Below are 12,854 nucleotides of genomic sequence, written 5' to 3'. Positions count from 1 at the left end.
GCCGGCCCCCGCGCCCGTCGCGGCGGCCCCGGTGCCGGCGCCGGTGGTGCAGGAGCCGGTCGGCGCGCCCGTCCGGGCGAGCGAGCCCGAGTCGGCGACCGGCATGCTGGCGCTCGCGCAGAAGCTGCACGACGACTACGTGCGCAGCGGCCAGGAGGAGTCCGAGCGGCTCATCGGCGAGGCCAAGTCGCAGGCCAACCGCATCGTGCGCGAGGCGGAGGAGACGTCGCAGCGCACGCTCGGCCAGCTCGAGCAGGAGCGCTCGCTCCTCGAGCGCAAGATCGACGAGCTGCGCCTGTTCGAGCGTGACTACCGCACGCGACTCAAGAGCTACCTCGAGAACCTGCTCGCCGACGTGGAGAACCGCGGCAACGCGCTGCCGCCGCGCTCGTCCGGTCAGGCTCAGCCCGTCGGGGACGCTCACAACATCTAGCCTCGCCGGACCGCACCGGCGGCAGGCTCCAGCCCGCCCGCCGACGGTCCGGTCCACGCGTCGTCCTCCGCAGCACGCCACGCCCTCGGGCGTGGCGTGTTGTGTGCGGAACTGCACGCGCCTACAGTTCCGTGACCCGAGGGGACGGGGGATCCAGTGTCGAACGACCAGACGGTGGTGGGCGGGTCGCTGACCAGCCTCACTACCGACACCAAGGAGCTCACGCGGCTCGTCAAGCAGCTCGTGGTGCGCGACGGCGAGAAGCCGTGGAGCGTGCGCGAGGTGCGCGACATCGCCGACGAGCTCACGGCGGACATCGACCGGCTCACCGGCGAGCTGGTGGCCGCGGACGCCGAGCTGTCCGACCTGCTGCGCAACTCCGGCGACGGCGCGGGCGATGACCAGGCCGACTCGGGCTCGTCGGCCCTCGAGCGCGAGCAGGAGCTGACGCTCGTCAACAACACGCGCGACATGCTCGGCCAGACGCAGCGTGCGCTCGCGCGGATCTCCGCCGGGACGTTCAGCACCTGCGAGTCCTGCGGCAAGGCGATCGGGAAGGCGCGCCTGCAGGCGTTCCCCCGCGCGACGCTGTGCGTGGAGTGCAAGCAGCGCGAGGAGCGGCGCTGACGCGCCCGTAGACTCCACCGGTGCACTCCCAGCCCGACGCCTCCTCCGGCCTGCCGCCCGCGAGCGGCGCCGTCCCCGCCGACGCCGCCACGACGGCGCCCGAGGCGGCCGTGGGCGCGGGGGGCGCGCGTCGCCGTCGGGCGCTCACGCTGCTGGTCTCGCTCGCCGTCGTGGTCGTCGTCCTCGACCAGCTGACCAAGGCCTGGGCCCTGCGCACGCTGTCCGAGTCGGAGCGGGTGAGCGTGCTCGGTGACCTGCTGGGGCTCCAGCTCGTCTTCAACCCCGGCGCGGCGCTGTCCATCGCGACGGGCATGACGTGGGTGCTGACCCTCGTGGCCACCGGCGTCGTCGTCGTGGTCGCCCGCGCGGCGCGGCGCATCGGCTCCACGCTGTGGGCGGTCGCCCTCGGCCTGCTGCTCGGCGGCGCGATCGGCAACCTCGTCGACCGGTTCGCGCGTGACCCCGGGTTCGCACGGGGGCACGTCGTCGACTTCATCGCCTACGCCGACTGGTTCGTCGGCAACGTCGCGGACATCGCGATCGTCGTGGCGGCGGTCCTGCTGGTGCTGGCCGTGGTGCGGGGCGAGCGCCTCGACGGGACCCGCGACGGCGCGGGGCCGGAGGGCGAGGCCCCGGCCGCCCCGGCGGCGGACGAGGACCGGTGACGCGGTGACGGAGGTCCGGTCGCTGCCCGTCCCGGACGGGCTGGCCGGCGAGCGCGTCGACGCGGCGCTCGCGCGTCTGCTCGGCCTGTCCCGCACGCGGGCCGCCGAGATCGCCGCCGGCGGCGGCGTCCGGCTGGACGGGCGCGAGCTCGGCAAGTCCGACCGTCTGGCGGCGGGCGGGTGGCTCGAGGTCGAGCTCCCCGACGTCGCGCCGGCGGCGGCGGTCGAGGTCGTGGCGGAGCCCGTGCCGGGCATGCGCGTCGCGTACGAGGACGACGACGTGGTCGTCGTCGACAAGCCCGTCGGCGTCGCGGCCCACCCGTCGCCCGGCTGGACCGGACCGACGGTCGTCGGCGGGCTGGCCGCGGCCGGGTACCGGATCTCGACGTCCGGCGCGGCCGAGCGGCAGGGCGTCGTCCACCGCCTCGACGTCGGCACGTCGGGGCTCATGGTCGTGGCGAAGAGCGAGCACGCCTACACGGTGCTCAAGCGCGCCTTCAAGGAGCGCACGGTCGAGAAGGTGTACCACGCGCTGGTGCAGGGCCACCCCGACCCCACGACCGGGACGATCGACGCCCCGATCGGGCGGCACCCCTCCGCCGACTGGAAGTTCGCGGTGGTCGCGGACGGCAAGCCGTCGGTGACGCACTACGAGGTGCTCGAGATGCTGCCGGCCGCCTCGCTCGTCGAGGTCCACCTCGAGACCGGCCGCACCCACCAGATCCGGGTGCACTTCTCGGCGCTGCGCCACCCGTGCGTCGGGGACCTCACCTACGGCGCCGACCCCGCACTGGCGAGCCGCGTCGGCCTGTCGCGCCAATGGCTGCACGCGGTGCGGCTGGGCTTCGCGCAGCCGACGACCGGGGAGTGGCTCGAGGTGACGAGCGAGTACCCGGCGGACCTCGAGCACGCGCTCGAGGCCCTCGCCGCGGGCTGGCGCTGACCCCCTCCCGGCGTGTCGCCGGCGGACCCGCCGACACACGACGACGGCCGGCCGGGGGTGTCGCAGGGCCGACGTAGGATCGCCCGCATGGCAGCGGCTGGAGGAACGACAGGCTCCGACTTCGTCCACCTCCACGTCCACACCGAGTACTCGATGCTGGACGGCGCCGCCCGCCTGCCCGACCTGTTCGCCGAGGTCCAGCGGCTCGGCCAGACGGCCGTCGCGACGACGGACCACGGCTACCTGTTCGGCGCGTTCGACTTCTGGTCGAAGGCCACCGCGGCGGGCATCAAGCCGATCATCGGCATCGAGGCGTACGTCACGCCGGGCACCAGCCGGTTCGACCAGACCCGCGTGCGGTTCGGCCAGCAGGGCCAGGAGGCCGACGACGTCTCGGCGCGCGGCGCGTACACGCACATGACGCTGCTGGCCCGTGACAACACCGGGCTGCACAACCTCATGCGCGCGTCCTCGCTCGCGTCGCTCGAGGGGCAGATGGGCAAGTGGCCACGCATGGACCGCGAGCTGCTGCAGACCTACTCCGAGGGCCTCATCGCGACCTCGGGCTGCCCGTCCGGCGAGATCCAGACGCGCCTGCGGCTCGGCCAGTGGGACGAGGCGGTCCGCGTGGCCGGCGAGCTGCAGGACATCTTCGGCAAGGACTACTTCTACGTCGAGCTCATGGACCACGGGATCGAGATCGAGACCCGGGTCACGAAGGACCTCCTGAGGCTCGCGGAGGCGATCGGTGCGCCGCTGCTCGCGACGAACGACCTGCACTACGTCCGCGAGGAGGACGCGTCGAGCCAGGAGGCGCTGCTCGCGATCAACTCGGGCTCGACGCTCGACGACCCCGACCGGTTCAAGTTCGACGGCACCGGCTACTACGTGAAGTCGGCCGAGCAGATGCGCCGCGTGTTCGCGGAGCTGCCGGAGGCCTGCGACAACACGCTGCGCGTCGCCGAGCAGTGCGAGGTCTCGTTCCCCACGGGTGCGAACTACATGCCGCGCTACCCCGTGCCCGAGGGCGAGGACGAGACGAGCTGGTTCGTCAAGGAGGTCGAGCGCGGGCTGCACCGCCGCTACCCCGACGGCGTCCCGGACGCGTCGCGCAAGCAGGCGCAGTACGAGAGCGAGGTCATCGTCCAGATGGGCTTCCCGGGGTACTTCCTCGTGGTCGCCGACTTCATCAACTGGGCGAAGGACCAGGGCATCCGCGTCGGGCCGGGGCGCGGCTCGGCGGCGGGCTCGATGGCGTCGTACCTCATGGGCATCACCGAGCTGGACCCGATCGAGCACGGGCTCATCTTCGAGCGGTTCCTCAACCCCGAGCGCGTGTCGATGCCCGACGTCGACGTCGACTTCGACGAGCGCCGGCGCGCCGAGGTCATCCGGTACGTGACGGACAAGTACGGCGACGACCGCGTCGCGCAGATCGTCACCTACGGCACCATCAAGGCCAAGCAGGCCCTCAAGGACTCGGCGCGGCTGCTGGGGTTCCCGTTCGCGATGGGGGAGAAGCTCACCAAGGCGATGCCCCCGGCCGTGATGGGCAAGGACATCCCGCTGTCGGGCATCTTCGACCCCCAGCACGAGCGGTACGCGGAGGCCGCGGAGTTCCGCCAGCTGCACGACGTGGACCCGGAGGCGCAGCGCGTCGTCGAGCTCGCCCGCGGCATCGAGGGCCTGAAGCGCCAGTGGGGCGTCCACGCGGCCGGCGTCATCATGTCCAGCGAGCCGCTGATCGACATCATCCCGATCATGCGCCGCCCGCAGGACGGCGCGATCATCACGCAGTTCGACTACCCGACGTCCGAGGGCCTCGGCCTCATCAAGATGGACTTCCTCGGGCTGCGGAACCTCACGATCCTCGACGACGCGCTCGAGAACATCGTGATGAACGGCAAGGACCCCGTCGAGATCGAGAAGGTCCCGCTCGACGACAAGCCGACGTACGAGCTGCTGGCGCGCGGCGACACCCTGGGCGTGTTCCAGCTCGACGGCGGGCCGATGCGCGCCCTGCTGCGCCAGATGCGCCCGGACAACTTCGAGGACATCTCCGCCGTCATCGCGCTGTACCGCCCCGGCCCGATGGGCATGAACTCGCACACGAACTACGCGCTGCGCAAGAACGGGCTGCAGAAGATCGAGCCGATCCACCCCGAGCTGGCGGAGCCGCTCGCGGAGGTGCTCGACGAGACCTACGGCCTGATCGTCTACCAGGAGCAGGTCCAGAAGGCAGCCCAGATCCTCGCCGGGTACTCGCTCGGCCAGGCCGACCTGCTGCGCCGCGCGATGGGCAAGAAGAAGAAGGAGATCCTCGACAAGGAGTTCGTGCCCTTCCAGGCGGGCATGCGCGAGCGGGGCTACTCCGACCCGGCGATCCAGGCGGTGTGGGACACGCTCGTCCCGTTCGCCGGCTACGCGTTCAACAAGGCGCACTCGGCCGGGTACGGGCTCGTCTCGTACTGGACGGCGTACCTCAAGGCGAACTACCCGACCGAGTACATGGCCGCCCTGCTCACGAGCGTGCGCGACGACAAGGACAAGTCGGCGCTCTACCTCGGCGAGTGCCGGCACATGGGCATCACGGTGCTGCCCCCGGACGTCAACGAGTCGTCCGCGAACTTCACGGCGGTCGGCACCGACGTGCGGTTCGGCCTGACGGCGGTGCGCAACGTCGGCGCGAACGTCGTCGACGCGATCGTCCGGACGCGCGAGGAGAAGGGCGCGTTCACGTCGTTCACCGACTTCCTGGACAAGGTGCCGGCCGTGGTCTGCAACAAGCGGACGATCGAGTCGCTCATCAAGGCGGGCGCGTTCGACTCGCTGGGCCACCCGCGCCGCGCGCTGCTGCTGGTGCACGAGCAGGCGGTCGACGCGGTGATCGGCGTCAAGCGGAAGGAGGCGGAGGGGCAGTTCGACCTGTTCGCCGACCTGGGCGGCGACGACGACGCCGTCGGCTTCTCCGTGACGATCCCGGACCTGCCGGACTGGGACAAGAAGCAGCGCCTCGCGTTCGAGCGGGAGATGCTCGGCCTCTACGTCTCCGACCACCCGCTGTCCGGCATCGAGCACGTGCTCGCCGCGTCCGCGGACGTCTCCATCGCGACGCTGCTGGCGGACGAGGCGCGCCCCGACGGCTCGACGGTGGTGCTCGCCGGTCTCGTGACGTCGCTGCAGCGCAAGATGTCCAAGCAGGGCAACCCCTGGGCGATGATCACGCTCGAGGACATGGAGGGCTCGCTGGAGGTCGCCTTCTTCGGCGAGACGTACCTCGCGTACTCGACCGTCCTCGCGGAGGACGCGATCGTCGTCGTGCGGGGCCGCGTGCGCCGCCGCGAGGAGACGATGTCGCTGCAGGCCATGGAGGTGAGCCTCCCGGACGTGTCGCAGGCCGTGGACGCCCCCGTGGTGGTGTCGCTCGCGGCGGCACGGTGCACGCCCCCGCTCGTCGAGCGGCTGCGCGAGGTGCTGTCGACCCACCCGGGCGTGACGGAGGTGCACCTGCGGCTGACCAGTCCCGGCCGGGCCACGGTCATGCGGCTCGACGACGGCCTGCGCGTCGAGCGCTCACCCTCCCTCTTCGGCGACCTCAAGGCGCTCCTCGGCCCGAGCTGCCTGTCCGCCTGAGCGCCGCGGGTCGCGGTCGGCGGGCGGTCGGCCGGCCGGCCGGCCCGTCAGCGGACCAGGAAGGTGCGCACGCCGGTGGGCAGGTCGACGGCGACCTCGTCGCCGGGTCGCAGCTGCCGCCCGCGGCGCTGCTCGTCCTCGCCGTTGACGCGCACGGCGCCGTCCTCGAGGAGCGCGCGGGCCTCGCCGCCGGTGTCGGCGACGTCGACGAGCTTGAGGAACTGCCCGAGGCGGATGGGGTCGCGGTCGGTCATGGCCCCAGTCTCCCAGCCGGACGGCGCCGGCGGCGGACGGCCCCGGTCGCGCGGCGTCGCCGCGCCTAGACTCGGGCACGTGATCAGCCGAATCGACCTGCGAGGCCGGACCCTGTCGCGCCGGGAGCTGCTCGAGACGCTCCCGCGGGCGGAGGTGGACGTCGAGCACGCCGCCGAGGCGGTGGCGCCGATCGTGCACGGCGTGCGCGTGCGCGGCGCGGCCGAGCTGCGGGACCTGGCCGAGCGCTTCGACGGCGTGCGCCCCGAGCACCTGCGGGTGCCCGCGCAGGCGCTCGCCGACGCGCTGGCCGCGCTGGACCCGCAGCTGCGGGACGCGCTGGACGAGACGGTGCGCCGGGTCCGCCGGGTGCACGCCGCGCAGGTCCCCGAGGGCTTCGCGGTCGAGCTCGCGCCCGGCGCTCAGGTGCGCCAGCGCTGGGTGCCGGTCCGGCGGGTGGGCCTCTACGTCCCGGGCGGGCTGGCCGTGTACCCGTCGTCCGTGGTGATGAACGTCGTGGCCGCGCAGGAGGCCGGCGTGGCGTCGCTCGCCGTCGCGTCGCCGCCGCAGCGGGACCGCGCGGGGCTGCCCGACCCCGTCGTGCTGGCGACGTGCGCGCTGCTCGGGGTCGACGAGGTGTACGCCGCGGGCGGTGCGCAGGCGGTGGCGATGTTCGCCTACGGCGCCGTGGGCAGCGAGCCGCAGGACGGCGAGACCCTGTGCGAGCCGGTCGACGTCGTGACGGGCCCGGGCAACGTGTACGTCGCGGCGGCGAAGCGCCTGGTCCGCGGCGTCGTCGGGATCGACGCCGAGGCGGGACCGACCGAGATCGCGATCCTCGCCGACGGGACGGCCGACCCCGTCCACGTCGCGGCCGACCTCATCTCGCAGGCGGAGCACGACCCGCTGGCGGCCGCGGTGCTCGTGACGCCGAGCGTCGAGCTCGCGGGGGCGGTCGAGGCCAAGCTCGTCGACCGCGTCGACGCGACGCCGAACCGCGACCGCGTGCGCACGGCGCTCGACGGCTCGCAGTCCGCGATCGTCCTCGTCGACGACCTGACGGCCGGCCTCGAGGTGGTCAACGCGTACGGCGCCGAGCACCTGGAGATCCAGGCACAGGGCGCCTCGGCGCTCGCCGACCGCGTGACCAGCGCGGGCGCGATCTTCGTCGGGCCGTGGTCGCCCGTGTCGCTGGGCGACTACATGGCCGGCTCCAACCACGTCCTGCCGACGGGCGGCTGCGCGCACTACGCGAGCGGCCTGGGCGTGCACTCGTTCGTGCGCGCGGTGCAGGTCGTCGAGTACGACGCCGACGCGCTCCAGGCGGTCGCGGGGCGGATCGTCGCGCTCGCGCAGGCCGAGGGTCTGCCCGCCCACGCCGAGGCGGTCCAGGCGCGGTTCTGAGCCGGCCCCCGTCGGGGCGGGAGCGACCGGCCGGCGCGCGGGCGCCGCGCGGCCGGTGGGCGGACGCCGCCCCGGCCGTCCGGTCGCGGTCCGTAGAATCGACCGGTGACCGCCGACCTCGCACCCGCCCTGCCGGTGCGCCCCGAGCTCGCCGGGCTGGAGCCGTACGGGGCCCCGCAGCTCGACGTGCCCGTGCTGCTGAACGTCAACGAGAACCCCTACCCGCCGTCGGAGCAGGTCGTGGCCGACATCGCGTCGGCGGTGGCCGAGGCCGCGCACGGCCTCAACCGGTACCCCGACCGCGAGTTCCTCGCGCTGCGCGCCGACCTCGCGGCCTACCTCCGTGTCGAGTCGGGCGTCGACCTCGCTCCCGAGCAGGTGTGGGCGGCCAACGGCTCGAACGAGATCATGCTCCACCTCCTGCAGGCGTTCGGCGGGCCGGGGCGCACGGTGCTGTCCTTCGCGCCGACGTACTCGATGTACCCCGAGTACGCGCGGGACACCTCGACCGGCTGGGTCGCCGGCCGCCGCGAGGACGACTTCAGCCTCGACCCGGACGCGGCCCGCGCGGCGGTCGCGGAGCACCGTCCGTCGGTCGTGCTGCTGGCCAGCCCGAACAACCCGACGGGGACCGCGCTGCCCGCCGCGACGGTCGAGGCGGTGCTCGACGCCGCGGCGCAGGTGCCCGGCGGGTGCGTCGTGGTCGTCGACGAGGCGTACGGCGAGTTCCGGCGCCGTGGCACGCCGTCGGCGCTCGAGCTCCTCGCCGGTCACCCGCACCTGGCGGTCACCCGCACGATGTCGAAGGCGTTCGGCCTCGCCGGCGCCCGCGTGGGCTACCTCGCGGCGAGCGCGCGCCTCGTCGACGCGCTGCGGGTCGTGCGGCTGCCGTACCACCTGTCGGCCGTCACGCAGGCCGTCGCGCGCGCCGCGCTGGCCCACAGCGACGAGCTCATGGCGCAGGTCGGCTCGCTGCGCGAGGAGCGCGACGCCCTGGTCGTCTGGCTGCGCGAGCGCGGGCTCACCGTCGCCGAGTCCGACGCGAACTTCGTGCTGTTCGGCCTGTTCGACGACCGGCGCGCGGTCTGGCAGGGTCTGCTCGACCGAGGGGTGCTGATCCGCGAGGTCGGGCCCGAGGGATGGTTGCGGGTGTCGGTCGGCACCCCGCAGGAGACGGCGGCGTTCCGGGACGCCCTGGTGGAGGTGGCGGGACTGTGAGCCCTGCGAAGGCGGGCGCGCGCACGGCGCGTGTCGAGCGCACGACGAGCGAGTCGAGCGTGGTCGTCGAGCTGGACCTCGACGGGACGGGTCGGACCGAGATCTCGACGACGGTCCCGTTCTACGACCACATGCTGACGGCGCTCGGGAAGCACTCGCTCATCGACCTCACCGTCCGGGCCACGGGCGACACGCACATCGACGCGCACCACACCGTCGAGGACGTCGCGATCTGCATCGGCGAGGCGCTGCGCGAGGCGCTGGGTGACAAGCGCGGCATCTCGCGCTTCGGCGACGCGACGGTGCCCCTCGACGAGGCGCTCGCCCAGGCGGTCGTCGACGTCTCCGGCCGGCCGTACCTCGTCCACACGGGCGAGCCGCCCGGGCAGGAGTACCACCTCATCGGCGGGCACTTCACGGGCTCGCTGACCCGCCACGTGCTCGAGTCGATCGCGCACCACGCCGCCTTCAGCATCCACGTGCGCGTGCTGGAGGGGCGGGACCCGCACCACATCGTCGAGGCGCAGTTCAAGGCCCTCGCCCGGGCCCTGCGGTTCGCGGTCCAGCCCGACCCGCGCGTCGAGGGGATCCCGTCGACGAAGGGGGCGCTGTGAGCGCGGCGCCGGACGACCCGCGCGCGGAGGACCAGGCCGGTCCGGACGACGCGCCCCTGCCCGACGGCCTGCAGGTCCCCGACGACGCGTCGGCGCTCCTGGCGGACGAGGACGTGCCGACGGTCGCGCTCGTGCTCACGCAGGTCGCGGTCCCGGCGGCGCTCGCCGCCGCCTGTGCGCTCGCCAAGGTCGACGTGGACGTCGTCCCGACCCCGGTGGGCGCCGTCGCGGTGCTGCGCGACCCGGCCACCGGCGCGGCCGGCGCGCAGGCGATCTCCCAGCTGCTGCGGGCCGTGCCGGTCGTGCTGATGGAGCGGCGCGAGGAGCAGATCTCCGCCACGCGCTGGGCGGAGGGCGCCGCGCAGGGCACGGTGCCGCCGGGCCTCGTGCTGTCGGACTCGCCCGCGGCGCTGGAGGACCTCCTGCTCGGCTCGGTGCGGCCGGCGGAGCTCGAGGGCGTCGTCTCGAGCGTCGGCATGTCGCGCTGGCGGGCCATGCGGCTGCTGGCGTCGAGCCGGCCGCGGCGCTGACCCCGGGTCTCGCGACCCGGGCGCGTGCACGGGCGGCCCGCGCGGCTGGGTAGCCTGGACGCGTGCCCTCCCAGCCCTCCGTCGTCGTCCTGGACTACGGCTTCGGCAACGTCCGGTCCGCCGTCCGCGCGCTCGAGCGCGTCGGTGCGCAGGTCGAGCTGACGGCCGACCACGACGCCGCCATGGAGGCCGACGGTCTCGTCGTGCCCGGCGTGGGGGCGTTCGCGGCGTGCATGGCGGGCCTGCGCGCGGTGCGCGGCGACCAGGTGGTCGACCGCCGGCTCGCGGGCGGGCGGCCGGTGCTCGGCATCTGCGTCGGGATGCAGGTCATGTTCGCCGAGGGTGTCGAGCACGGCGAGCGCACCGCGGGCCTGGGGGAGTGGCCCGGCGTGGTCGACCGCCTCGAGGCGCCCGTCGTGCCGCACATGGGCTGGGCCACCGTGCAGCCGCCGGAGGGCTCGACTCTGTTCGCCGGCCTGGAGGACGAGCGCTTCTACTTCGTGCACTCGTACGCCGCGCGCGACCTCCCGCTCGACGTCCAGCAGGACTCACCCCTGCGCCCGCCGCTCGTGACCTGGGCCGAGCACGGCGAGCGGTTCGTCGCCGCCGTCGAGAACGGCCCCCTCGCCGCGACGCAGTTCCACCCCGAGAAGTCCGGCGACGCCGGCGCCCAGCTGCTGCGCCACTGGGTCGACACGCTGCGCTGACGCGCCCCGAGCACGGAGAACACCTGGTGACCACCACCTCGTCCAGCCACCCCACCGCGCCCGCCGACGGCCCGGCGCTCGAGCTGCTGCCGGCCGTCGACGTCGCCGACGGCCAGGCCGTCCGGCTCGTCCAGGGCGAGGCCGGCTCGGAGACGGGCTACGGCGACCCCCTGGCCGCCGCGCTCGACTGGCAGCAGGGCGGGGCGCAGTGGGTGCACCTGGTCGACCTCGACGCGGCGTTCGGTCGGGGCAGCAACGCCGCGCAGCTCGCGGACGTCACCGCGGCGCTCGTCGAGCGTGGCGTCCGGGTGGAGCTGTCGGGCGGCATCCGCGACGACGCGTCGCTGGAGCGGGCGCTCGGCACGGGCGCGACGCGGGTCAACCTCGGCACCGCGGCGCTCGAGGACCCGGAGTGGACCGCCGACGCGATCGCGCGCTTCGGCGCGCAGGTCGCCGTGGGGCTCGACGTGCGCGGCACGACGCTCGCGGCGCGCGGCTGGACGCGCGACGGCGGCGACCTGTGGGAGGTGCTCGCGCGCCTCGACGACGCCGGGTGCGCGCGCTACGTGCTCACGGACGTCACCAAGGACGGCACGCTGCGCGGCCCGAACGTCGAGCTGCTGCGCGAGGTGTGCGGGCGCACGTCCGCGCCGGTCGTCGCGTCGGGCGGCGTCTCGAGCCTCGACGACCTGCGCGTGCTGCGCACCCTGGTCCCGGTCGGCGTCGAGGGGGCGATCGTCGGCAAGGCGCTCTACGCGGGTGCGTTCACGCTGCCCGAGGCGCTCGACGTCGCGGGCCGGCCCTGAGCGGGCGCGAGCTGCCCCCGTCGTCCCCGTTCGCGGGCGACGACGGCAGCGCGGACCCCGCGCTCGCGCGCGCCCTCGCGGCTCACGCGGGCGGCGGGCCGGTGCGGGACGTCGTCGGGGCGCTCGCCGGCGCGCGGGTGCTGGTGCCGGTGCTCGCGGAGCTCGAGGCCGCCGAGGTCGTCGAGCACGGCGGTCACGCCCACACCGTCGACAAGGAGGCCTCCGCCGGGGTCGTGGCGCTGCGGGCGCCGGACGGGCGCACGGCGCTGCCCGTCTTCTCGTCGGTCGAGACGATGACGCGCTGGCGGCCCGACGCCCGGCCCGTGCCCGCCGACGCCGCTCGCGCGGCGCTCTCGGCGGTGCAGGAGGGGTGGGAGCTCGTCGTGGTGGACCCCGCGGGGCCTGCCACCGCGCTGCTGCCCCGTCCGGCCGTGTGGGCGCTGGCCCGCCAGGAGCCGTGGCGTCCCGCCGTGCTCGACGGCGTCGTCGACCCCGAGGTGGCGGCTGTCGCCGCCCGGGTGCGCGCCGTCGCCGGCGTGGCGGACGCGCACGTCGAGGCCGGCCGCCGCGCCGAGGTCTGCGTCGCCGTCGCGCTGCCGCCCGGTCTGGACCGCGCCGGGCTGGACGACGTGCTCGCGCGCGTCAACGCCGTCCTCGCGGCCGACGACGTGGTCGCCGAGCGCGTGGACTCGGTCGAGCTGCGGGTCCGGCCGGCGGGCTGACCCGCCGGCCGGTTCCGGCGCCGTCAGCGCGACGCGACGGCCTCGCTCACCGAGGCGGCGGCCCCGCTCACGGCCCGCGCGATGCCGGCGACCGCCCACGCCACGGCGCCCAGCGCCAGCGCCGTCGCGCCGACGACCTGCCCGCCCAGGATCACGCGGTTGAGGTCGAGCGCCGGCTGCCAGTGCACGCCCTCGTCGTCGACGACGAACACGCCGACCGGCTTGACGCGCGTCCCGTACCCCCGCCGCCGCCGTGCCCGGAGCCGGTGCCGTCCCCGCGCAGGCGCCGGTGACCGCTCG

The 12,854-nt window shown here is 74.7% G+C and carries 13 protein-coding genes and 1 pseudogene; 12 read left to right on the top strand and 2 right to left on the bottom strand.

The window, feature by feature from the left end:
* The 5 genes and pseudogenes from HGCM_RS18345 to dnaE form a co-directional block, all read left to right on the top strand.
* Positions 1–433: pseudogene (locus tag HGCM_RS18345) on the top strand (DivIVA domain-containing protein); the annotation flags it as partial.
* A 156-nt stretch (positions 434–589) separates the two neighbouring features.
* Positions 590–1,060 carry a TraR/DksA family transcriptional regulator gene (locus HGCM_RS13805; RefSeq protein WP_019137423.1) on the top strand — a complete coding sequence of 157 codons (471 nt, stop codon included), beginning with the start codon at positions 590–592 and terminating at the stop codon, positions 1,058–1,060.
* Between the two features lie 20 nt (positions 1,061–1,080).
* Complete coding sequence (gene lspA / locus HGCM_RS13800; protein ID WP_019137422.1) at positions 1,081–1,725, top strand: signal peptidase II; 645 nt, start codon at positions 1,081–1,083, stop codon at positions 1,723–1,725.
* A 4-nt stretch (positions 1,726–1,729) separates the two neighbouring features.
* Positions 1,730–2,668 carry an RluA family pseudouridine synthase gene (locus tag HGCM_RS13795; RefSeq protein WP_019137421.1) on the top strand — a complete coding sequence of 313 codons (939 nt, stop codon included), beginning with the start codon at positions 1,730–1,732 and terminating at the stop codon, positions 2,666–2,668.
* A gap of 87 nt (positions 2,669–2,755) precedes the next feature.
* On the top strand, positions 2,756–6,301 hold the full coding sequence (dnaE, locus tag HGCM_RS13790) for a DNA polymerase III subunit alpha (protein WP_019137420.1): 3,546 nt from the start codon (positions 2,756–2,758) through the stop codon (positions 6,299–6,301).
* Between the two features lie 47 nt (positions 6,302–6,348).
* Here dnaE and HGCM_RS13785 read toward each other — a convergent pair whose 3' ends face one another.
* Positions 6,349–6,555 carry an RNA-binding S4 domain-containing protein gene (locus tag HGCM_RS13785; protein ID WP_019137419.1) on the bottom strand — a complete coding sequence of 69 codons (207 nt, stop codon included), beginning with the start codon at positions 6,553–6,555 and terminating at the stop codon, positions 6,349–6,351.
* Positions 6,556–6,634: 79 nt separating this feature from the next.
* Here HGCM_RS13785 and hisD point away from each other — a divergent pair, with 79 nt between their 5' ends.
* From hisD to HGCM_RS13750, 7 genes are all read left to right on the top strand, one after another.
* Entirely contained in the window at positions 6,635–7,957 is a 1,323-nt protein-coding gene (gene hisD, locus HGCM_RS13780) for a histidinol dehydrogenase (RefSeq protein WP_019137418.1), read from the top strand.
* A 105-nt stretch (positions 7,958–8,062) separates the two neighbouring features.
* Positions 8,063–9,175, top strand: a complete 1,113-nt coding sequence (locus HGCM_RS13775) for a histidinol-phosphate transaminase (RefSeq protein WP_019137417.1) — start codon at positions 8,063–8,065, stop codon at positions 9,173–9,175.
* The gene (hisB, locus tag HGCM_RS13770; RefSeq protein WP_019137416.1) at positions 9,172–9,789 is read left to right on the top strand and encodes an imidazoleglycerol-phosphate dehydratase HisB; all 618 of its coding nucleotides are present in this window, start codon (positions 9,172–9,174) and stop codon (positions 9,787–9,789) included. The genes HGCM_RS13775 and hisB overlap by 4 nt, the downstream gene beginning before the upstream one ends.
* Entirely contained in the window at positions 9,786–10,319 is a 534-nt protein-coding gene (locus HGCM_RS13765) for a hypothetical protein (RefSeq protein WP_019137415.1), read from the top strand. Before hisB ends, HGCM_RS13765 begins: the two co-directional genes overlap by 4 nt.
* A gap of 62 nt (positions 10,320–10,381) precedes the next feature.
* Positions 10,382–11,026, top strand: a complete 645-nt coding sequence (hisH, locus tag HGCM_RS13760) for an imidazole glycerol phosphate synthase subunit HisH (RefSeq protein ID WP_019137414.1) — start codon at positions 10,382–10,384, stop codon at positions 11,024–11,026.
* A 26-nt stretch (positions 11,027–11,052) separates the two neighbouring features.
* Positions 11,053–11,832, top strand: coding sequence for a bifunctional 1-(5-phosphoribosyl)-5-((5-phosphoribosylamino)methylideneamino)imidazole-4-carboxamide isomerase/phosphoribosylanthranilate isomerase PriA (gene priA / locus HGCM_RS13755; protein ID WP_019137413.1), 780 nt, complete (start codon positions 11,053–11,055; stop codon positions 11,830–11,832).
* Between the two features lie 101 nt (positions 11,833–11,933).
* Entirely contained in the window at positions 11,934–12,554 is a 621-nt protein-coding gene (locus tag HGCM_RS13750) for an SseB family protein (protein WP_019137412.1), read from the top strand.
* Positions 12,555–12,577: 23 nt separating this feature from the next.
* On the opposite strand, the gene HGCM_RS13745 is transcribed toward HGCM_RS13750, so the two are convergent.
* On the bottom strand, positions 12,578–12,854 hold a 277-nt coding region (locus tag HGCM_RS13745), incomplete at its 5' end, for a hypothetical protein (protein WP_246119461.1).

It is taken from the genome of Cellulomonas massiliensis JC225, from assembly GCF_000312005.1.
Taxonomy (GTDB): domain Bacteria; phylum Actinomycetota; class Actinomycetes; order Actinomycetales; family Cellulomonadaceae; genus Cellulomonas; species Cellulomonas massiliensis.
Note: the sequence above shows the minus strand (reverse complement) of the source record. Positions and strands in the feature narration are given on the sequence as shown.

Bases quoted from the DNA above. Each gene is read 5' to 3' on its own strand.
- dnaE (WP_019137420.1), top strand. From the start codon at position 2,756: ATGGCAGCGGCTGGAGGAACGACAGGCTCCGACTTCGTCCACCTCCAC.
- HGCM_RS13785 (WP_019137419.1), bottom strand. From the start codon at position 6,555: ATGACCGACCGCGACCCCATCCGCCTCGGGCAGTTCCTCAAGCTCGTC.